This window comes from Pseudomonas sp. TWI628 (assembly GCF_039673865.1).
Lineage (GTDB): Bacteria > Pseudomonadota > Gammaproteobacteria > Pseudomonadales > Pseudomonadaceae > Aquipseudomonas.
Genome location: NZ_JBDJMM010000003.1, coordinates 75,389 through 94,145, shown reverse-complemented (window position 1 = coordinate 94,145; position 18,757 = coordinate 75,389). Strand labels below are relative to the sequence as shown.

The 18,757-nt window shown below is 61.8% G+C and carries 22 protein-coding genes and 1 pseudogene; 13 read left to right on the top strand and 10 right to left on the bottom strand.

All coding sequences use genetic code 11. From position 1 onward, the window contains the following. Position 1: 1 nt before the first annotated feature. Positions 2–427, top strand: a complete 426-nt coding sequence (locus tag ABE528_RS03185) for a potassium channel family protein (RefSeq protein ID WP_152958231.1) — start codon at positions 2–4, stop codon at positions 425–427. A gap of 36 nt (positions 428–463) precedes the next feature. Here the strand turns inward: ABE528_RS03185 and ABE528_RS03180 are convergent, their stop codons facing one another. Both ABE528_RS03180 and ABE528_RS03175 read right to left on the bottom strand, forming a co-directional pair. After that, positions 464–928, bottom strand: coding sequence for a CBS domain-containing protein (locus tag ABE528_RS03180; RefSeq protein ID WP_346652161.1), 465 nt, complete (start codon positions 926–928; stop codon positions 464–466). 57 nt (positions 929–985) lie between these two features. After that, complete coding sequence (locus ABE528_RS03175; RefSeq protein ID WP_346652160.1) at positions 986–1,546, bottom strand: Hsp20/alpha crystallin family protein; 561 nt, start codon at positions 1,544–1,546, stop codon at positions 986–988. 190 nt (positions 1,547–1,736) lie between these two features. Between ABE528_RS03175 and ABE528_RS03170 the strand changes: the two genes are divergently transcribed. Then, a complete protein-coding gene (locus ABE528_RS03170; protein ID WP_346652159.1) occupies positions 1,737–2,471 on the top strand; it encodes a hypothetical protein in 735 nt (244 codons plus the stop codon). On the opposite strand, the gene fnrB is transcribed toward ABE528_RS03170, so the two are convergent. After that, the gene (gene fnrB, locus ABE528_RS03165; protein WP_152958227.1) at positions 2,440–3,171 is read right to left on the bottom strand and encodes a Crp/Fnr family transcriptional regulator FnrB; all 732 of its coding nucleotides are present in this window, start codon (positions 3,169–3,171) and stop codon (positions 2,440–2,442) included. The genes ABE528_RS03170 and fnrB overlap by 32 nt on opposite strands. 181 nt (positions 3,172–3,352) lie before the next feature. Here fnrB and ABE528_RS03160 point away from each other — a divergent pair, with 181 nt between their 5' ends. Both ABE528_RS03160 and ABE528_RS03155 read left to right on the top strand, forming a co-directional pair. Next, positions 3,353–3,922, top strand: a complete 570-nt coding sequence (locus tag ABE528_RS03160; RefSeq protein ID WP_346652158.1) for a GNAT family N-acetyltransferase — start codon at positions 3,353–3,355, stop codon at positions 3,920–3,922. Positions 3,923–3,982: 60 nt separating this feature from the next. Then, complete coding sequence (locus tag ABE528_RS03155) at positions 3,983–5,350, top strand: erythromycin esterase family protein (RefSeq protein ID WP_152958225.1); 1,368 nt, start codon at positions 3,983–3,985, stop codon at positions 5,348–5,350. Here the strand turns inward: ABE528_RS03155 and ABE528_RS03150 are convergent. The 4 genes from ABE528_RS03150 to ABE528_RS03135 form a co-directional block, all read right to left on the bottom strand. Further along, positions 5,332–6,027 carry a phosphoribosyltransferase gene (locus ABE528_RS03150; RefSeq protein ID WP_346652157.1) on the bottom strand — a complete coding sequence of 232 codons (696 nt, stop codon included), beginning with the start codon at positions 6,025–6,027 and terminating at the stop codon, positions 5,332–5,334. The genes ABE528_RS03155 and ABE528_RS03150 overlap by 19 nt on opposite strands. A gap of 64 nt (positions 6,028–6,091) precedes the next feature. Further along, a complete protein-coding gene (locus ABE528_RS03145) occupies positions 6,092–6,598 on the bottom strand; it encodes a hypothetical protein (RefSeq protein ID WP_346652273.1) in 507 nt (168 codons plus the stop codon). Between the two features lie 158 nt (positions 6,599–6,756). Further along, positions 6,757–8,124 (bottom strand): MBL fold metallo-hydrolase, encoded by a 1,368-nt coding sequence (locus tag ABE528_RS03140; protein WP_152958223.1) that lies wholly within the window; start codon positions 8,122–8,124, stop codon positions 6,757–6,759. A 2-nt stretch (positions 8,125–8,126) separates the two neighbouring features. Continuing rightward, positions 8,127–9,041 carry a universal stress protein gene (locus tag ABE528_RS03135; protein WP_346652156.1) on the bottom strand — a complete coding sequence of 305 codons (915 nt, stop codon included), beginning with the start codon at positions 9,039–9,041 and terminating at the stop codon, positions 8,127–8,129. Positions 9,042–9,225: 184 nt separating this feature from the next. Here ABE528_RS03135 and ABE528_RS03130 point away from each other — a divergent pair, with 184 nt between their 5' ends. Next, positions 9,226–9,774, top strand: coding sequence for a GNAT family N-acetyltransferase (locus ABE528_RS03130; protein WP_346652155.1), 549 nt, complete (start codon positions 9,226–9,228; stop codon positions 9,772–9,774). A gap of 29 nt (positions 9,775–9,803) precedes the next feature. Here ABE528_RS03130 and ABE528_RS03125 read toward each other — a convergent pair whose 3' ends face one another. Then, the gene (locus tag ABE528_RS03125; RefSeq protein WP_346652154.1) at positions 9,804–10,730 is read right to left on the bottom strand and encodes a universal stress protein; all 927 of its coding nucleotides are present in this window, start codon (positions 10,728–10,730) and stop codon (positions 9,804–9,806) included. Between the two features lie 356 nt (positions 10,731–11,086). On the opposite strand from ABE528_RS03125, the gene ABE528_RS03120 reads away from it, so the two are divergent. From ABE528_RS03120 to ABE528_RS03090, 7 genes are all read left to right on the top strand, one after another. Further along, positions 11,087–11,296: a hypothetical protein gene (locus ABE528_RS03120; RefSeq protein WP_152958220.1), complete on the top strand. Its 210-nt coding sequence runs from the start codon at positions 11,087–11,089 to the stop codon at positions 11,294–11,296. 2 nt (positions 11,297–11,298) lie between these two features. Then, positions 11,299–12,120 (top strand): helix-turn-helix domain-containing protein, encoded by an 822-nt coding sequence (locus tag ABE528_RS03115; protein ID WP_152958219.1) that lies wholly within the window; start codon positions 11,299–11,301, stop codon positions 12,118–12,120. 195 nt (positions 12,121–12,315) lie between these two features. Further along, positions 12,316–13,518: a zinc-dependent alcohol dehydrogenase gene (locus ABE528_RS03110; RefSeq protein WP_346652153.1), complete on the top strand. Its 1,203-nt coding sequence runs from the start codon at positions 12,316–12,318 to the stop codon at positions 13,516–13,518. Positions 13,519–13,538: 20 nt separating this feature from the next. Further along, a complete protein-coding gene (locus tag ABE528_RS03105) occupies positions 13,539–14,867 on the top strand; it encodes an SDR family oxidoreductase (protein ID WP_346652152.1) in 1,329 nt (442 codons plus the stop codon). Between the two features lie 46 nt (positions 14,868–14,913). Beyond that, positions 14,914–15,453 (top strand): type 1 glutamine amidotransferase domain-containing protein, encoded by a 540-nt coding sequence (locus ABE528_RS03100; protein ID WP_152958216.1) that lies wholly within the window; start codon positions 14,914–14,916, stop codon positions 15,451–15,453. 226 nt (positions 15,454–15,679) lie between these two features. Then, positions 15,680–16,537 carry a glucose 1-dehydrogenase gene (locus tag ABE528_RS03095; protein WP_346652151.1) on the top strand — a complete coding sequence of 286 codons (858 nt, stop codon included), beginning with the start codon at positions 15,680–15,682 and terminating at the stop codon, positions 16,535–16,537. Between the two features lie 170 nt (positions 16,538–16,707). Then, entirely contained in the window at positions 16,708–17,172 is a 465-nt protein-coding gene (locus tag ABE528_RS03090; RefSeq protein ID WP_346652150.1) for a hemerythrin domain-containing protein, read from the top strand. 62 nt (positions 17,173–17,234) lie between these two features. On the opposite strand, the gene ABE528_RS03085 is transcribed toward ABE528_RS03090, so the two are convergent. Further along, entirely contained in the window at positions 17,235–17,531 is a 297-nt protein-coding gene (locus ABE528_RS03085; protein ID WP_152958213.1) for a hypothetical protein, read from the bottom strand. Positions 17,532–17,728: 197 nt separating this feature from the next. Here ABE528_RS03085 and ABE528_RS03080 point away from each other — a divergent pair. Continuing rightward, positions 17,729–17,830: pseudogene (locus tag ABE528_RS03080) on the top strand (AraC family transcriptional regulator); the annotation flags it as partial. 5 nt (positions 17,831–17,835) lie between these two features. Here ABE528_RS03080 and ABE528_RS03075 read toward each other — a convergent pair. Beyond that, a complete protein-coding gene (locus ABE528_RS03075; RefSeq protein ID WP_152958212.1) occupies positions 17,836–18,744 on the bottom strand; it encodes a LysR family transcriptional regulator in 909 nt (302 codons plus the stop codon). Between the last annotated feature and the right edge of the window lie 13 nt (positions 18,745–18,757).

The window sequence follows — 18,757 nt, the reverse complement described above, 5'->3', positions numbered from 1 at the left end:
CATGCTCTCTGTGACACTGATCAACATGCTGGTGGTGATCCTGGTGGTGATCATTCACTACGAATGCCTGCTGCGCCTGAATGACTGGCTACCACAGCTCAAGGTCTGGAGCCGTTTTCGCATCGTGGCGGGTGTATTCGGCGCACTGCTGGCGCACGCCCTGGAGGTGTGGTGCTTCGCCCTGGCCTATTACCTGATGGCGCATGCCCCAGGCTGGGGCACGCTCAGCGGCAATTTTGACGGGAGTTTGCTGGACTGCGTGTATTTTTCCTTCACCACCTATACCACGATAGGCTTCGGCGACATCGCGCCAACCGGCCATCTGAAATACCTCACCGGCCTGCAGGCCTTGACGGGCCTGGTGCTGATCACCTGGACCGCCTCGTTCCTGTTCCTCGAAATGCAGAAGTACTGGAAGGCCAAATAGTGGCCGAGCGGCCAGGTGCCTATGCGCAGCATCAGATCAGAGAGCTTCGCCGCGAAGGTCCTCCTCGCGCCGACTCTGCTGACGGATCAGCAACGACAACTCATGCAGGTGGTCCGCCAGCAGCCCTACCAGATCGTCCGCCGTGACAATCCCGACCAGCAGGCCGAAGTCATCGACCACCGGAATGCGTCGGATGTTGGCGCGTCGCATGTTCAGGATGACATCGAACAGGTCCTCGTTCTGGTTGGCGGTGATCAGAGGCCGGGGCAGCACATCGACTGCCTGCAGGTCTTCCTGATCCGGTGGGTTGCGCGCAAGGATCCGCAACGCCAGGTCGCGGTCGGTGATCAGGCCGATGGGCCGGCAACGGTCGCGGTCGACAGGTTCGGCCAGTATCAGGTCGCCGACATGGTACTGGCTCATCATGCGTGCGGCGGCGTTGATGGAGATAGACGGTGGCGCGGTGACCACATCACGGTTGCAGTATTTGCCAATGGACATCGTGCTCTACCTCTAGAAGGCGGAGCATCCATGCTCCTGAATGGGGGATCGATTCGATCAATTGCTGTTTTTGATCGGTATGACCTTTTCCGGATGGATGGCTTCGGCGCGTTTGGGCAGGTGCACCAGCAGCACGCCCTTGTTGAACTGGGCGTTGATCTTCTCGGCGTCGACTTCACGGGGCAGCTGGAAGACCCGCTCGAAGCTGCCGTAATGGCGCTCGGAGAGGTGATATTCCTTGCGCTTTTCGTCCACTTCTTCGTGTTTCTCGCCGCGGATCACCAGGTTGCCGTTGGCGAGCTTGATCTCGATGTCCTTGTCGTCAACGCCGGGCAACTCGGCGCTGATGCGGTACTCCTCGGCCAGTTCGCTGATGTCCATGGCAGGCATGCCGTGGGTGAACAGGTCACGCCGCCAGAAAGGTTCAACATCGAACGGCGTGTGGCTGAACGGCATACGCATCGGCCGCCGGCCAAAATCTTCGAACAGGCTGTCGATCTGACGGCGCAATTGCTGGAAGGGCCGCCACAGATCCGAAGATTCGACGCTGGGCGGCGACCCTTTGGCGGGCTGGGTGGCAACTGGGGTGACAGGCACTTTCTTGGCAACTTCTGACATGGCGACCTCCTAGAATGAGTAATGCCTCCCAGGGAGACGTCACGAGCATGTGCCGCGGGGCAGCCCCCCGTTTGACCTTTATCAACAGCGTGGCGCTCCTTCCGCCCGCCGGTTTGATCCTGGTCAAAATGCCGCACTGGCCACGGCCTAGGCTGATATCAGCAAGACATAATTACCGTGCGAGGCAGCCATGAACCGGGAGGGTGGTGCCAGCGTCCGCTTGCTGCAAACGTTGCCGGGCCCGGGCATCCAGCAATTCCTGCGCCTGGCCCTTGGCAGCCAGCCATGCAGCGAAGCTATGGCTGGCCAGTACTGCGTGCTCAGCCGTCGCGCCGAGTGCTGGCCATGCAGCTACGTGAGCCTGCCTGGCGTGACCGGGCAATTCATCGTCAGCACCCACAGTACGCAGCCCTTGGGTCGGGCGGGGGACCTGTTCGACTATTCCGGGCCGCTTGGCAGCGCCTGGCCGCTGCCCCTGCAAAGTTCAAGGTTGCTGGCCATCAGTCGCGCCGATGGCCTGCTGCCCTTGCTGGGCGCGCTGGATGAGATTCGCTGCTGGCTGCCCTGGGTACAATTGCAGCTGTCACATGACGGTATTGCGGCTGAAGTGCTGCCTGACGATTGTCAAACCTGGCTGACGGCACTGTCGCCACTGCCGCGTGACAGCGGCGGCGGGTGGCAAACCAGGCGCTTGCTGACCACCTTCCACCCGGACACGGTGTACTGTTGCGCACCGCCACAGGTGGCGCGCCAAGTCGCCCGGCTGTGCTGGCAAACAGGCGTGGCCGCGCAGCGCATCTGGATACGCACGGATCATCTGCCACGCCCGATCTGGGTTGGGCACAACCCCGAGAGCTGGCCTGTGCAACGCTATGACCGGGTGCTTGCCGCACTCAAGTGGGTTCCTCCAGGCGGGTCAGGTTGACCAGGCCTTGCATGTCGACGAGCCTGACCTCACGCCCAGCGCATTGCAGGAAACCTGAATGGACGAAGCGGCTGAACAGTCGGCTGACCGTTTCCAGCGTGAGGTCCAGGTAGTTGGCGATATCACCACGAGACATCGGCAGGTTGAACACATCCGCCCGCAATCCTCGCGCCTGGTAACGCGTCGACATGCCCAGCAGGAAGATCGCCAGCCGCTGGTCGGCTCGCCCGTGGCAGCAGCGCAGGTGCTCGTCCTTGCCCTGGATCCCCAGGCTGAGCATGTGCAGCAACTGGTAGCGCAGCCCCGGAATCTGGCCGGACAGGTCCACCAGCTGGTCCAGCCTGATGGAGCACACCAGCGAGATTTCCAAGGCCATGGCATAGCTTCGGTAATGACTGGCACCAATAGCGTCCAGCCCCAGCATTTCCCCCGGCAGGATGAAGCCGCTCACCCGTTCGGTGCCCTCGGTATCGAGCAGAAAATTCTTGATCGCCCCGGAGCGCAGGGCAAATACGTGCTCCATGGGCTCATTGGCCTTGAACAGGTACTCACCCCGCTTCAACGGGCGGTTACGGCGGACGATTCGTTCCAGTTTGTCCACTTCGTCAGCACTGAGGCTGGCGGGCAGGCAAAGCCGGCTCAACGAGCACGCAAGGCACTTCACATGGGGCCTTGCCCCCATTTCCGCAGAGCCTGACATGACGATGCCTCCGCTTTTTTGCAGGTGGGCATCTATTCAAGTTAGCGGCTCCACTAAAAGTTGGCCGCAAGACCGACCAAGGGTCGGACGCACGCGTGAAGCAATTGACAACGGTCAAGTCAGCGCAGGGCCCGGTGCCGAAACTGGACTTCCTTGTTCATTCGACACAGAGGACATTGCCATGGCGCCTACCGAGACTTCCCGAGTACATATAACGCCTTCGTTTCCCAAGCCTTCGGGTGAACACTGGATCGAAGCCCTTGATAACGGCGTTCACGTGTTGATCAGGCCCTTGCAGGCCCAGGACCGAGAACGAGAAAAAGCCTTCATTGAACGGCTGTCGCCCGAGTCGCGGCATTTCCGCTTCCTGTGCCAGCTCAGGGAGCCCGGTGAAGCCATGCTCGACCAGCTGATGAAGGTCGACCAGGATCGCCAGGCGGCCTACGTCGCCCTCGCCCACGTGGATGGCGAATTGCAGGAAGTGGGCATTTCCCGCTACGCCACCGCCAGCGGCAAGGATGAGTGCGAATGCGCCGTTACCGTCATGGACAGCTGGCAGCACCATGGCCTGGGGCGCCTGCTGCTCAAGCACCTGACCGACCATGCCCGGGCCAAGGGCTTGCGGCAGATGTATTCAATCGACGCAGCAGCCAACCAGGCGATGCGCGATCTGGCCAAGGCGGCGGGGTTCACCACCGCCGCTGACCCGGATGACCCCAGCCAAGTCATTCACCGGCTCTCCCTGATCTGACCCTGGGCCGCCGCACCCTGACGGGTCAAGGCGCGGCGGCCCGACTACGGAAGCATCCCCATGAACGGCCCTTCGAAGAAATTGATGGAAAAACTCTACGGCAAGCAGTATCAGGTCGACACTGCCGATATTGCCCCGGTGCTTCATCAATACGCCGAACCCTTGCCGGACCTGGATACACCGGCATTCGCAGCCCTGTTCGACCGCTACGCTGACGCGCGGGTCATCCTGCTGGGCGAGGCGAGCCACGGCAGCAGCGAGTTCTATCGGGCGCGAGCGGCGATCACTCGGCGCCTGATCGAACAGCATGGTTTCAACATCGTCGCCGTCGAGGCCGACTGGCCGGATGCCGGGCATATCGATCAGTACGTTCGCGGCTTGGCGCATTCGGCGTGGAAACGCCATATTTTCAGCCGTTTTCCGACCTGGATGTGGCGCAACAGCGAAGTCAAAGCCTTCGCCCATTGGCTGCACGGCCACAACCGCCTGCTGCCCACCGACCATCGCGTGGAATTCCGTGGCCTGGATGTCTATAGCCTGCGCAACTCCATCCATGAAGTGCTGGCGTATCTGGACCGGGTCGATCCGCACCTGGCCCATGAGGCTCGCCGCCGCTATGGTTGCCTGACGCCTTGGCAGGACGACCCCGCACTGTATGGGCACTTTGTCGAGCGCGGTGGCGTCATGCCTTGCGAGCAACCGGTGATCCAGCAGTTGAATGTGATGCTCGCCGAGCAACTGTCAGGGCTTGTCCGCAATGACGAAGCCTTCTTCAACGCAACGCAGAACGCCCGTGTCATCATCGCCGCGGAACAGTACTACCGCGCCATTTACCGAGGTTCGACGGCTTCCTGGAACCTGCGCGACCGGCACATGTTCGATACCTTGCGTGCGCTGCTGGAGCACCGTGGGCCCCATGCCAAAGCGGTGGTCTGGGCACACAACTCCCATATCGGCAATGCCGGTGCCACGGAAATGGGCTGGAAAGGCCAGTTCAACATCGGCCAGCTTTGCCGCAGCGCTTTCGGGCATGACGCGGTGCTGATCGGCATGGCCACCGACCGCGGCCAAGTGGCCGCCGCCGATGACTGGGACGGCGACATGCAGATCAAGGACATCCGGCCTTCGCGCAGCGACAGCTGGGAGCACCAGTTCCGCCTCGCAGGCGTGCCGGCCTGCCTGAGCGACTGGCGCGACCCACAGCGCAAGGAGCTGCGCCATGTGTTGTCCACGGCGCTACTCGAACGCGCCATCGGTGTCATCTATCGCCCCGAGAGCGAACGGCTGAGCCACTACTTCGAAGCGGTGCTGGCCGAGCAGTTCGATGCGCTGCTGTGGTTCGAGCAGACCCAGCCAGTGACTGCCCTGCCCTTGCCGAAACAACAGCATCTTGAGCCTGAGGACGAAACCTATCCATTTGGTGTTTGAGGGGGCCGAGGCTCGGCGAGCTCTGCAGCGTGCAGCAGTGCCAGCACTTGCTCGTCCGACGTCTGCGGGAAATCCTGATACCAGTAACCCACCGAAACCATCTGCTCGGGGACCAGCGGGCACACCAGCTCATCCACTTCACCGTACAGCGCTTCAAGCGTTTCTGGCGGTGCGACCGGGACAGCGACCACGATCCGCGCCGGTGACTGGGCGCGTGCCGCCTGGACAGCTGCCCTCATCGAGGCCCCGGTCGCCAGGCCATCATCGATGAGAATCACCACCTGACCCTTGAGTTGCAGGGCTGGCCGCCCTCCCCGGTAGGCCCGCTCGCGCCGGGCCAGCTCCTGGGTTTCCCTGGCAACCACGGCGTCGAACAACGCGGGGTCTACCGGATAGGCCCGCAGCATGTCGTCATTGAGGAAGGTTACTCCGCCGCTGGCGATCGCCCCCATGGCGAACTCGGGGTGAAACGGCATGCCGAGCTTGCGCACCACCAGCAGGTCCAGGCGGACGTTGAGGGCGGTCGCGACTTCGTAGGCCACCGGAACACCACCACGCGGCAGTGCGAGCACGATCACGTCGGGCCTGCCCGCGTAGCGGGCCAGTGGCTCGACCAGGCATCGGCCAGCCTGGGTACGGTCGGCAAACAAGGTTGGCAAGGCAAGATCATGGGACATGAACACCTCCCGCGCCGTAATGGGCGCCTGACATTTCAGCTGCCGATGGGGGCCGTTGATGGCTTCAAGGCGTGACTGCACGCCCCGCCTCGGGCACCAGGTCGAACTGCGCGAGGCAACGCTGCTCATCAGCGGGGGTCAGCGCCTTCAGGCCGCTCACTTCCTGCATGGGCGTTTCGAACAGGGCCAGGCGCAACACCCCATTGCGCTGCAGAAAGGTCTGAGCCAGGCACGTGCACACGGGTTTGCCGACCAGCGCAGCGAGCTTGTCATCCTCGGGTACGTCGACCTGGGCCTGCAGGTTGGCAGTGCAATTTTCCACGATCTGCGCCACGGAGCGCCCCGCCAGCCACACAGTGCCAGCACCGAGCAGGACCAGGAGCAGCAACACACTCATCAACCTGTTCGATTCCTGGGTGATTGAACGGAGCAACGCCAGCCTGGCCTGCCAACCCGTCTGCTGGCCATTGAAAATGACCTTGCCGACCGTGCGTTTGACGCCCCGCTGCACCGCCCACCCCAGCGCCACACTCAACGCCAGCAGGCCCAGGAGCACCGCCGGATCGCGCATGGGCATGCGCCAGCTCGCGCTCAAGGCGCGATAGACGGACGCGGCGACGAGTAAAGCGACGATAGTCACGATCCAACCCAGGCTGCCCCTGGGCCTGTGCAACCAGGCCCGCAGTTTGGCCCTTGCTTGCGTACTCATGATTCACCTCCCGCACCCGGCTAGCGCACAGGGTCGATGGCGACGGTTTCCTGATACTCCGGCACGCAAACCTGCCAGCCAAGTTCGAGGCTGATGCGCCGTCGCAAGGTGTCGGCGGCGTGCGGCTCGCCATGAATGACGTAGGTCTGGCGAGGCGGCCGGCTAAACCCACGCAACCACTCCATGATCTCGTCGGCGTCGGCATGCGCGGAAAGGTTCTCCATGGCATGCACCTGCGCCCTTATCGGCACGTCTTCGCCGTGCAAGCGCACGCTGCGGGCACCGGCGACGATATCGGCACCCCGCGTGCCGCCAGCCTGAAAGCCCGAGAACAGGATGCTGTTGCGTGGGTTGGGGGCCAGCGCCTTGAGGTGGTGCAGGACCCGGCCACCGGTGGCCATGCCACTGGCGGCAATGATCACCGCCGGTTCGCGCAGCTGGTCCAGGTGCCTGGACTCATCGACCGTTCGCACGATATGCGTGCCTTGGCACATGGCGGCGCACTCGGCGGCCGACAGCCGATGTTCGCTGCGGTACTGCTGGTAGAGGGCGGTGGCGTCGGTGGCCATCGGGCTGTTCAGGTAGACCGGAATATCCGGGATCAGCCGGTCGCGCTTGAGCGTGTACAGGTAGTACATCAGCAGCTGGGCGCGGCCGACGGCAAACGATGGCACCAGGGTGATGCCATGGCGCAGCAGCGTTTCATTGATGACCTTGGCCAGGTACTGCGCGGTCGATTCGTCAGGGTGCTGGCGATCACCGTAAGTCGACTCGATCAACAGCACGTCCGCCGTCCTGACCAGTTCAGGCGCACGCATGATCGGGTCCTGAGGGCGGCCCAGGTCACCTGAGAACAGCACGGTCTGGCCTTCGGCACTGATCTGCACCGTTGCCGCGCCGAGGATATGCCCGGCGGTGCGCATCAACAGCTCCATGCCGTCGGCAATCGGCAACGGGTGATGCAGTTCCACAGGCTGCAACAGGGCCAGGGCCCGTTTCGCATCCTGCTCGGTATAGAGCGGGCGCGCTGGCGTGTGCTTGGAGTAGCCGTGGCGGTTGGCATGCTCGGCCTGCTCTTCCTGCAAGCGCGCACTGTCCAACAGCAAGATCTCTGCCAGGGCACAGGTCGCCGGGGTGGCATAGATCGGCCCGCTGTAGCCCTCCCGCGCCAGCACCGGGAGATAACCGCTATGGTCAAGGTGGGCGTGGGTCAGCACCACGGCATCGAGGGCGCGCAGAGCCGGTGGCAGCGGCTCCCAGTTGCGCAGGCGCAATTGCTTGAAGCCCTGGAACAGCCCGCAGTCAACCAGCACCCGCGTGCTGTCGCGGGTCAACAGGAATTTGCTGCCGGTCACGGTGCCTGTACCGCCAAGAAAGGTCAGTTGCATGGCTATGGCTCCCAGGTTTCGGCTACGTCAGGGTGCACTGCGAGGACGCTGCAGGGTGGATGGCTGACAATTCGTTCGGTGGTATCGCCCAGCAGCTTGTCCAGCCCTTTGGGCTGCACGACGCCCATCACCAGCGCATCGATATCCAGTGCGGCCACCTGTTCGCGGATCACCTGTAGCGGGCCGCCTTCCATGAAGTGCCGACGCTCGGGCGCGACGCCCTCGGCGTCGGCCAAGGCGTCGAATGGCTCCTGAAGCGCTTCGCGCATCTCGTCGATCCAGGCCTGGGTCACATTCATGTCCGCGGCGAACACGCCGGCCAGGTTGTAAGCCGACAACAGGTGCAACGGCGCATCACACTGCAGGGCCAGTGCCTGGGCGGCGCGGATGAGCCCACGGTTGAAGTGCTCCTGCACAGCGGGTGTTTCGCTGAACGCGGTATCCACGGCAACCAGAACGCGCCGGGGCAGCGTGACGGACGACTTCGGCACAAACTGGGTGATGCCCTTGAACCCCCGCATCAAGGCGCAGTCCAGCGGCGTACTGAACAGCCGCGCCACGGCCGAGGCGGTTTCGCTGTCCTTGATGACCATGTCGGGCTGCAGTTCACTGATGTAGTCGAGCGCCGTGCTGCGGATGTCGTCTGCATTCAGGGTGTCGACCGTCAGCGTGATGCCACTGCCGCGATGCCGTTCGACCAAGGCGCTCAGCGTGGCCCGATAGTGTTCGTACTGGCGTTTGAGGTCGGCTTCATTGAGCCGTTCCTCACGCAGCAGGTGCTCCTCGCTTGGTTCGAACAGCCCCAGCACATGCACGCTGGCGCCACTGACGTGCGCCAGGGCCAGGGCCCTGCGCAGCGCGGCGGAATGCGCATCGACCTCGCTGAGCAGCACCAGCAGTTGTCGGTATTGACCCATGATGAACCTCCGGGCTTGCGCCACTGGGGTGTGATGCAGGCGATATTCCGCGCACCGCCTCGATGGCGCTTGATGCAGATCAGAAAACTGCCATCCGCGCTGAACTTGACCATTGTCAGAACCGAACCGCTTGGCCACGTTACAACGGCTGCACCAGGCACTGATCAAGTCACCGGGAGGCAACATGAACGGGCAGCAAACTGAACAGGTGCAAGCCTGTGAGCACTGGGTCGAAACGCTTGACGACGGTTCAGCCGTGCTGATCCGCCCGCTGCGCGAGGAAGACCACGAACGGGACAAGCGCTTCCTGAGCACGATCGCCTACGAGGCCAGGCGTTTTCGCTTCATCGCCGGGCTCAGCGGCGCAATGCCCAGCCTCGACCCGCGGTGGATGCCGGTCGATCAGCATCAGCGCATGGCCTATGTCGCACTGGTCCATGTGGACGGCAAGTTGCAACAGGTCGGTGTCAGCCGCTATGCCGGCATAGCGGGCAGCCTGAGCTGCGAATGCGCGCTGGCGGTCAGTGAGGACTGGCAGCGCAAAGGCCTGGGCAAGCGCCTGTTGCAGCACCTGATCGAGGCGGCTCGGCGCAATGGCTACCAGTGCATGGTCTCCCGGGACCTGGCAAACAACTACGCCATGCACCGGCTGACCAAGGCGCTAGGCTTCAGCTCACGCTACCTGGGCGGTGACGTCAGCGAAATTGTCCATGAACTGGACTTGAGCGCCTGAATGACAAGGCCCTCGCGGGCCTCGTGCATTTACCCCTGGGAATGCTCGGGCGAGATCACCAGCACACTGTTGGACAACCGGTGCAAGACACGCTCCGCGGTACTGCCGATGAACCAGCCGATATCATGGTGGTGATAACTGCCCATCACCAGCACGTCGATGTCATGGCTGTCCATGAACAGTCCCAAGACCTTGGCCGGATCGCCCATGTGCATGTGGCGGTGCTCGCTGGCGATGCCATTGCGCTCGGCCAGCGTCTGGAAGGCCTCGCTCTGGGCTTCATGAAGGGTCTGGGCGAGGTTGGAGTCGAACAGGTACGAATGCTCACGGCTGCCCCCGGCGTCGCGGTACATCGACCCCAGGTCGTAGACGTAGAGCAATTCGATCTGGGCGTTGCACTGCAAGGCCAGTTTCAGCGCTTCGCTGATGATCTGGTCATTGAAGCCTTCATACTGATCCTCGGGCCTGGACAGGTCCACGGCCGCGAGTATCTTGCGGGGCAAGGCGTGGCTGGCGTTGTGCACCAGGTGCAACGGTATGCGCGTGTCGCGCAACAGCTGGATGTCCAGCGACGTGAACATGGCGCGCATCCACCAGGGCTCGTGCTCGAACTCCTTGATCAGCATGGCGACGGGCTGCTCGCGCAAATGCACCAGAATCTCGTTCAGAGGGTGCAGCGCCCAGACCACTTCGGTGGTCACCGTGACGCCATTGCGCCGCATGGGTAGCGCCTGGCTTTCCAGCCATTCACGGTGTTGCCGCACGTAGCCGTCGCGCATCACCGCCAGTGCCTGGTCATTGACCAGGCCCGCCGTGGCCAGCCCCTCCAGGTAATCGAAAGCGACGATGTGCAACGCCATGCCCTTGGCCTTGGCCATCGCCGCAGCGCGGTCATAGACCGGGGTTCGGCGCATCAGGGGCGACGCGATCATCAACAGTCTTTGCGGGTTGTCCATGGCGCACCTCTGCAGTTGGGAAGCGTGTTTCGATCATCTGCCACCGGCGCACGCGCGGCTTGATGTTTGTCAACTCACGCAGCGTGCAGACGAACGGCGATTCGGCCCCTGTGCAAACTTGATGCGGATCAATGATTGATGGCAAATCCGGCGCACGCTGACCCTAGATCAAGAACAATCACGCAGTGCCTCGGGAGACATGCCATGGCGCTCATGAAAGCAGCAGTTTTCGTTGAGAAGAACCGTATCGTGCGCGAGGACAAACTCATCTGCGCCCTCGGTCCGCTGTCGGCAGGGACGCCTTCGTTTTGCACTGTCACGCAGTTGTCTTGCTGATGCAGGCTTTGGAGGCTCCGATGAACGTCTACGTCGAGAAGAACACCGAACACAACCGCTGGTGGGTACGCCTGGATGACTGCCGGGTAAGCTTCACCTCGTCCGCTGAGGCCGAACAATTCGTCGAGCGCTTGCTTGCCCGCCTCAACGCCCCCCACTCGTTCGACAGGTTGGCCAATTGCCCACCCCGTAGCGGGTCGGCCGAACGTCGATGCGCGAAGGAGGCCTGACGATGTCCGGGCAACTGAAGGTCACGCTGCTTGATCATGCCGATATATCGCACGCGGCCAATCCGATTCACCTGAGACCGCTGGCGTCCATGTGCAAGGAGTGCCGCGTCAGCGGCCTGTGCCTGCCCACCGGCCTGCCCCTTCACGACAACAGCTGCCTGGGCGCCCTGATAGGGCCACGCATGCGCATTCGCAAGGGCGCCGCGCTGTTCAATGCCAATGACCCACTGACCATGCTCTATGCAGTGCGCTGCGGCAGCTTCAAGACCAGCCTCAACAGCGTCGAAGGCCAAGGCGTGGTGATCAATTTCTGGATGCCGGGTGACGTGCTCGGCCTCGATGCCATTGCCACCGAGCGCCATGTCTGCGACGCCATTGCCCTGGAAGACAGCGAAGTCTGCCCGGTGCCCTACCACCGCCTGCAAACCCTGGCGCGCGACTTTCCCGTGCTGCAGCAAAGCCTGAATCGCTTGATGAGCCGGGAGATCGTACGTGAGCACGAGCGCGTGCTGATGCTCTGCAACCTCACCGCCGAGCAACGCCTGGCCAGCTTCCTGGTGGGGCTGTCCAAACGCTTTGTCAGCCGCGGTTACTCTGCCCATGGCTTCGTGCTGCGCATGTCCCGCGAGGACATGGCCTCGTACCTGGGCCTGCGCCTGGAAACCGTGTGCCGTTCCGTCGCTCGCCTGCGCGCACTGCGTATCGTCGGCCTGCAGGGCAGGCTGGTGGAAATACTCGACATGCCTGCGCTGATGGCGCTCGAACAGGGCGGCGATGAGGGCGTACACAAGGACAACCCGAAGGCCCCCTGCTCGACACCGTGAATACAGGCCATGGGCCATACTGCCCAACCTCGCCAGCATCAGCCAGTTCGCCTGGGTATTGGGTATCGTCGACTAGCGCTTGCTGGCCCTTTCAGTATCCACGATCACCACTGAACAAGTTGCTCTGAACTTTGCCCGCCCACGAGGCTTCCCCTGCATACCCCCACGATTTTTTGTGATGCAGGAGCGAGCAGCATGAGAGCACTGACTTACCACGGCGCTAACGATGTCCGGGTCGATACCGTCCCGGACCCCATCATCCTCGACGCGGACGACATCATCCTGAGGGTGACCGCTACCGCCATCTGCGGGTCCGACCTCCACCTCTATCGAGGCAAGATACCGGAAACAGAGCACGGCGATATCTTCGGCCACGAGTTCATGGGCATCGTGGAAGACGTCGGCAAAGACGTGACAAACCTGCAGGTTGGCGACCGCGTCGTGGTCCCGTTTGTAATTGCCTGTGGCAGTTGCTTCTTTTGCCAGCACGATCTGTTTGCTGCCTGCGAAACCACCAACACCGGGCGCGGAGCGATCATCAACAAAAAGGGCATTCCACCCGGCGCAGCTTTGTTCGGTTACAGCCATCTGTATGGCGGCGTCCCTGGAGGCCAAGCCGATTATGTCAGGGTGCCCAAAGGCAACGTCGGGCCATTCAAAGTGCCGACGACCCTCGCCGATGACAAAGTGCTGTTCCTGTCCGACATCTTGCCTACTGCCTGGCAAGCAGTCATCAACGCAGAAATCGGCCAGGGGGCATCGGTGGCGATCTACGGCGCGGGCCCCGTGGGGCTGTTGAGTGCGGCCTGTGCACGGATGCTGGGCGCCTCCACCCTCTTCATGGTCGATGACAACGACTACCGGTTGGCCTATGCCCAGGATGCTTACGGCATCATCCCGATCAATTTCGCAAAGGATGACGATCCTGCCGACAGCATCATTCGCCAGACCCCAGGCATGCGTGGCGTGGATGCGGTCATCGATGCGGTCGGATTTGAAGCCAAAGGCAGCACTACTGAGACCGTGATGACGGCCTTGAAGCTGGAAGGCAGCAGCGGCAAGGCCCTGCGCCAGAGCATTGCGGCTGTGCGACGTGGCGGTGTAGTCAGCGTACCCGGGGTCTATGCGGGGTTCATCCACGGTTTCATGTTCGGTGATGCCTTCGACAAAGGCCTGACCTTCAAGATGGGCCAAACCCATGTTCAAAAATACCTTCCCGAGCTACTCGAGCATATCGAAGCAGGACGCCTGCAGCCCGAACTGATAGTCACCCACCGCCTTGCATTAGAGGAGGCAGCCATGGGCTACAAGCTGTTCGATCAGAAAGAGGACAACTGCCGGAAGGTGATCCTTGTTCCAGGGGCGGCATCAGGAACGTTGGGCCCTGACTACGTATAAACCTCACGGGAGCTTGCACCATGATTGATCAATCGACAGGTATGAAGCCGGGTGAACGGTATAGCGTTGAAAACCTTGAACGCGCCCATCAATTCCCTGGCTTCTTTCAGGATGGCAAGTATTACCTGGGCCCGGAACTTTTGACGGCTGTAGGATGGCTGGAAGGTGACCAGTTCATTTACGACAGCCTCGATGCTGAAGGAGAGCCCGTGTTCCCTGATCGGGTGGCCGGCACCATCAGCAACTTGACCTTGAATCTTGTGGACGGCACCTCCCTCCAGCTCTCACCCATTGAAGTCAGTGAGACTTTCACGGCGCCGATAAACGCACCCCTTTCACCCGCCGATGAACCACCGCCGTTGACTGGCTCGCCGATCACAGGCCCGCTGCGCGGCAAGGTGGTTGTAATCACCGGAGCGTCCAGTGGCATAGGCCGCGCCGCAGCCCATGCATTTGCCTGCAAAGGCGCGCGTCTGGTGCTGGCGGCACGGGATGAGCAAGCGCTATTCGAAACGCTGGATGAATGCACAGACTGCGGCACCGATGCTGTAGCCGTGACCACCGACATGACCCAGAGCGATCAGGTACAAGCCTTGGCAGCCCGTGCTGCCGAGTTCGGCCATGGACGAATAGACATCTGGGTGAACAACGCCGGCGTAGGTGCCCTGGGTAGTTTCGAGGAGACACCGCTCGAAGCCCATGAGCAGGTCATCCAGACCGACTTGGTGGGCTACCTTCGAGGGGCCTACGTGGCGCTGCCCTACTTCAAGAAACAGGGCAGCGGCACGCTGATCAACACCTTGTCCCTGGGAAGCTGGATTGCACAACCCTATGCCGCAGCTTATTCAGCAAGCAAGTTCGGCTTGCGTGGGCTCACTGAAGCACTGAGGGGCGAACTCACTGAGTTCCCCAACATCCACGTCTGCGACATCTACCCCGCCGTCATGGACACCCCAGGCTTTCGTGATGGCGGCAACTACACCGGCCATGCACTCAAACCGCCTGGGCCTCTCTACGACCCTGAGCTCGTGGCCCAGGCCATGGTGGCCTGCGCGATCTCACCTCGCGCTAACACCACCGTGGGCGCAAGCGCTCGTCTGGCGCATTTAGCCAGCTATCTGCTGCCCGGTCTGCCTACGCTCTCGGGATGGCTTACACGGTGGGGGTTGAACCGCAGCCCTAGCGCAGAGTGGTCTTCCGGCAATCTGTTCGCACCGCCAAGTGGCCGACGAAGTATCGAGGGCGGTTGGCGAACCCCGAAAAGTAAAGCACCCCTGTTGTTGAGTGCCGCGGTTATCGGCTTTCTTGCCGGCTTCGTCATCACCCATTCACAACGTCGGCGCCGATAAACGTTTCCCAGCCAACCCCAGGACTATAGAGAACGGAGAATTAACGATGAGCATGCAATTGAATGGCAAGCGAGTGGCCTTTCTGGTCACCGATGGCTTTGAACAAGTAGAGCTGACCGGGCCCCGTGAAGCCTTGGAAAAAAACGGCGCTGTGGTCGATATCCTGAGTGACAAAGAAGGAACTGTACGCGGCTGGAATCACGACAAACCCGCCGACGCGTTTGAGGTGGATGCAACGTTCGACAGTGCCCAGCTCGATCTATACGACGCCATTGTGCTGCCTGGCGGCGTACAGAACTCCGACACGATTCGGATGATTGGCGGGGCGCAGAAGCTGGTGAAAAGCCACAACTCGGCAAGCAAGCCGCTGGCGGTGATCTGCCACGGTGCCTGGCTGCTGGTGTCGACGGGCCTGGCACAGGGCAAGCGGATGACCAGCTACAAGACGTTGCAGGACGATATTCGCAACGCTGGCGGTAACTGGGTGGATGAAGAGGTTGTGGTGGATGGCAACCTGATCAGCAGCCGCCAACCGGACGACATCCCGGCCTTCAATGAGCAATTGATCAAGGCGTTGGCCAGCTAAGCGCTGCACCTGCCCCTTTGTCGTGCGTTGTGTGCGTCGATAAAGGGGCCTTGCCCCGCTGAGTCAAGCAAACTGAAGCATCCCTCAGGTAGAACTGCACCTCACTGAAATTCAGTGCCATTGGTAAAATACTCCGTCCGTCGCTGCGAGCCCCAATTACGTCCAACACTTTGCTTGTCGCTCTTTCAAACGGGTATGTCCGTTCGTCAATGCAGGAGCTATTACCATGAGCGAATATCCCACCCCTCCCTTCCCCTCACAGCCGCAACCGGTTCCCGGTTCGCAGAGCAAGATGGACCCGTATCCGAACAGCGGCGAACAGACCTATGCAGGGCATGATCGGCTTGCAGGCAAGATCGCGTTGATCACCGGCGCCGACAGCGGTATAGGCCGCGCTGTGGCCATCGCCTATGCGCGTGAAGGTGCAGATGTTGCCATTGCCTACCTCGACGAGCATGAAGATGCTCAAGAAACTGCCCGCTGGGTGGAGGCGGCGGGTCGCAAATGCCTGCTGCTTCCCGGCGACCTGGCGCACAAGCAGCATTGCTATGACATCGTCGACAAGACCGTCGAGCAGTTCGGTCGCATCGATATCCTGGTCAACAACGCTGCGTTCCAGATGGCTCACGAAACCCTTGATGAAATCGACGACGATGAATGGTTGATGACCTTCAACGTCAACATCACCGCCATCTTCCGCATCTGCCAACGGGCTTTGCCATCAATGCCCAAGGGCAGTTCGATCATCAATACCAGCTCGGTGAATTCAGACGATCCTTCGCCCCAGCTGCTGGCCTACGCCACTACCAAAGGTGCCATCGCCAACTTCACGGCTGGCCTGGCCCAGCTACTCGGCAAGCAGGGAATACGGGTGAACTGTGTGGCGCCTGGCCCCATTTGGACACCGTTGATCCCGGCGACCATGCCTGATGAAGCCGTCAAGAACTTCGGCTCCAGCTACCCCATGGGACGCCCCGGCCAGCCGGTCGAAGTCGCGCCGATTTACGTGCTGCTTGCCTCGGATGAAGCCAGCTACATCAGCGGGTCACGTTATGCCGTCACGGGTGGCAAACCCATCCTCTAGCGCAAAAAAGGGCTCGTCTCGCGGCGAGCCTGCCCCTCTACCCTCCGGAGAATGTCACTGGCCGGACACTTCCCGGCCCGTGCGCTGATCAACTGCATTGAACCTCGCCGCTTGTGGCCCACTCCATCGAAGGCAACCGTGATTTTTCCCAGCCCCTGAAGAGGTGTCCCATGAACGCAATCGAACTGCTGATCCAGGACCATCAACTGGTGAAGAAACTGCTTGAGGAACTGTCCTCGACCACCGAGCGTGCCGTGAAGAAGCGGGCCGAATTGCTTGAACGCATCAAGCAAGAGGTAAGCATCCATACGGCTTTGGAAGAACAGATCCTGTACCCGGCGATCAAGCAGGCCGGCGGCAAGGAAGAAGCAAAGATGTATTACGAGGCCAAGGAGGAACACCGTACGGTCGACTCGCTGGTGATCCCCGACCTGCTGGCGACCGAGGCCGGTACCGTGGAATTCGCCGGCCGGGTCAAGGTGATGAAAGAGTTGCTGGAGCACCATATCGAGGAGGAGGAAAGCGAGTTGTTCCCCACCGCTCGCAAACTGCTGGGCAAACAGGCACTGGAAGACATGGGTCAAGCCATGCAAGCCCAGAAGAAACTGCTCAAGGGCGAACAACGCGCCGCCTGACCCTCCCCAGCGCGCCTGCCCGGGCGCGCTGGCCCAGGCTTACCGGGCAGGCAGCTCAGCGCTCAAGGGCCTGCCATTTCGACACCCGCCGACTCGTCATTACTTGCGACACGCCGGGCATGCTCGACACCCCATACCATCGCCCGGCTCATGGTTTCACCGGGGCGTTGGCGATAGAACCGTTCATACAATACCGATCCGTCTGCGCGATAGACGCCGATGAACAACTGGGTGGCGCCCGTGCGTGACAAGCGAGACTGCACCTCAAGGCAGGCCCCGTTGTCGAGCGCCTCCTCATGGGTTTGGTGGTGCAAGATCGGGTCGCACCACTGTCGATAGGTTTCGCCTCGTCTTTTCATCGGCCTGCCCTCTGCAAGGTTGTCAGCGGTAGATCACCGTCCATGCGCCAACAATCCAAATCAAATGACAGTGTCGGACAGCCGGCCAAGGGTTCCGGTGCAGCACCCTCCAGAACTACACGCGCCTGCAGGATCGGCGCATCGCTTTCGAGTTAGGCCCACCCTGCGACGCGCCCACCTGCGCGGTTTCGGCGCAATATGAAAGCCCGTCTCAATTCAGCCGCGAGTATGGCCGCCAGTTCGGCACCCCGGCCAAACGCGACATCGCCGATTTGCGCCGTGGTGCCAGCATTGATTGAGCGCCTCAATTAACGGGTAAATCGAGGTCGCCGCGCAGTGCGTCCAGAACCACCTTGAAAGCAGCGGTTTGCTGCCGCCGCGTCGGGTAATAAAGATGATAGCCAGGGAAACGCTCCGACCACTGCCCCAACACCTCCACAAGCGCCCCGCTACGCAGGTACGCCTGCGCATGGACATCGGTCACCTGGGCCAGCCCAGCCCCGGCCAGGCAGGCATCGAGTATCTGCAGTGAGCTGTTCATGATCAGTGGCCCTTGCACGCGGACACGGAACTCGTTGCCATCGTGGGTGAACTCCCAGGGGTAAAGGCCTCCGTGCGTAGGCAAGCGCAAATTGATGCAGCGGTGGCTCATCAATGCTTCAGGCCGCTGGGGGATGCCGTATCGCTTCAGGTAGGCGGGTGACGCGACGGTGACCATGCGCATGGGTGGGCCGATGGGTACCGCCACCATGTCGGCATCGATGATGCCGCCCAGTCGCACGCCCGCATCGAATCGCTCGGCAACGATGTCTGTCAGGCCGTAGTCGGTCATCAACTCGATCGTGATGTCAGGGTAGGACTCGATGACCGGCTGCAGCTTTGGCCAAAGCACATGACGGGCGGCGAATTCGTCAGCGGTGATGCGCACCGTGCCTGACGGGCGTTGCCCGAATTCCGTCAGCGCACCCAGGTGCCCTTCGATCTGATCCAGCAGGGGCGCGATCTCTTGCAGCAGGCGCTCCCCCGCTTCAGTGCGGGTGACGCTGCGGGTGGTACGCGTCAGTAGTCGCACCCCTAGGCGCTCCTCCAGTCCGCGAATTGTCTGGCTGACAGCCGATGGGGATACCCCCAGGCAGGCAGCCGCCCGGGTGAAATTACGCTCCCTGGCCACCGCGACGAAAACCACCAGATCGCTCAAGTTGTCTGCTTTCATTATTAAGCCCAGC

What these genes read in the sequence shown, in the direction of transcription:
- ABE528_RS03160 (WP_346652158.1), top strand. Translation starts at nt 3,353, where the DNA reads ATGGCGCCTACCGAGACTTCCCGAGTACATATAACGCCTTCGTTTCCC.
- ABE528_RS03140 (WP_152958223.1), bottom strand. Translation starts at nt 8,124, where the DNA reads ATGCAACTGACCTTTCTTGGCGGTACAGGCACCGTGACCGGCAGCAAA.
- ABE528_RS03090 (WP_346652150.1), top strand. Translation starts at nt 16,708, where the DNA reads ATGAACGCAATCGAACTGCTGATCCAGGACCATCAACTGGTGAAGAAA.
- ABE528_RS03105 (WP_346652152.1), top strand. Translation starts at nt 13,539, where the DNA reads ATGATTGATCAATCGACAGGTATGAAGCCGGGTGAACGGTATAGCGTT.
- ABE528_RS03145 (WP_346652273.1), bottom strand. Translation starts at nt 6,598, where the DNA reads ATGCGCGATCCGGCGGTGCTCCTGGGCCTGCTGGCGTTGAGTGTGGCG.
- ABE528_RS03125 (WP_346652154.1), bottom strand. Translation starts at nt 10,730, where the DNA reads ATGGACAACCCGCAAAGACTGTTGATGATCGCGTCGCCCCTGATGCGC.
- ABE528_RS03170 (WP_346652159.1), top strand. Translation starts at nt 1,737, where the DNA reads ATGAACCGGGAGGGTGGTGCCAGCGTCCGCTTGCTGCAAACGTTGCCG.
- ABE528_RS03120 (WP_152958220.1), top strand. Translation starts at nt 11,087, where the DNA reads ATGAACGTCTACGTCGAGAAGAACACCGAACACAACCGCTGGTGGGTA.
- ABE528_RS03095 (WP_346652151.1), top strand. Translation starts at nt 15,680, where the DNA reads ATGAGCGAATATCCCACCCCTCCCTTCCCCTCACAGCCGCAACCGGTT.
- ABE528_RS03085 (WP_152958213.1), bottom strand. Translation starts at nt 17,531, where the DNA reads ATGAAAAGACGAGGCGAAACCTATCGACAGTGGTGCGACCCGATCTTG.
- ABE528_RS03115 (WP_152958219.1), top strand. Translation starts at nt 11,299, where the DNA reads ATGTCCGGGCAACTGAAGGTCACGCTGCTTGATCATGCCGATATATCG.
- ABE528_RS03155 (WP_152958225.1), top strand. Translation starts at nt 3,983, where the DNA reads ATGAACGGCCCTTCGAAGAAATTGATGGAAAAACTCTACGGCAAGCAG.
- ABE528_RS03075 (WP_152958212.1), bottom strand. Translation starts at nt 18,744, where the DNA reads ATGAAAGCAGACAACTTGAGCGATCTGGTGGTTTTCGTCGCGGTGGCC.
- ABE528_RS03180 (WP_346652161.1), bottom strand. Translation starts at nt 928, where the DNA reads ATGTCCATTGGCAAATACTGCAACCGTGATGTGGTCACCGCGCCACCG.
- ABE528_RS03110 (WP_346652153.1), top strand. Translation starts at nt 12,316, where the DNA reads ATGAGAGCACTGACTTACCACGGCGCTAACGATGTCCGGGTCGATACC.
- ABE528_RS03135 (WP_346652156.1), bottom strand. Translation starts at nt 9,041, where the DNA reads ATGGGTCAATACCGACAACTGCTGGTGCTGCTCAGCGAGGTCGATGCG.
- ABE528_RS03185 (WP_152958231.1), top strand. Translation starts at nt 2, where the DNA reads ATGCTCTCTGTGACACTGATCAACATGCTGGTGGTGATCCTGGTGGTG.
- fnrB (WP_152958227.1), bottom strand. Translation starts at nt 3,171, where the DNA reads ATGTCAGGCTCTGCGGAAATGGGGGCAAGGCCCCATGTGAAGTGCCTT.
- ABE528_RS03150 (WP_346652157.1), bottom strand. Translation starts at nt 6,027, where the DNA reads ATGTCCCATGATCTTGCCTTGCCAACCTTGTTTGCCGACCGTACCCAG.
- ABE528_RS03130 (WP_346652155.1), top strand. Translation starts at nt 9,226, where the DNA reads ATGAACGGGCAGCAAACTGAACAGGTGCAAGCCTGTGAGCACTGGGTC.
- ABE528_RS03100 (WP_152958216.1), top strand. Translation starts at nt 14,914, where the DNA reads ATGAGCATGCAATTGAATGGCAAGCGAGTGGCCTTTCTGGTCACCGAT.
- ABE528_RS03175 (WP_346652160.1), bottom strand. Translation starts at nt 1,546, where the DNA reads ATGTCAGAAGTTGCCAAGAAAGTGCCTGTCACCCCAGTTGCCACCCAG.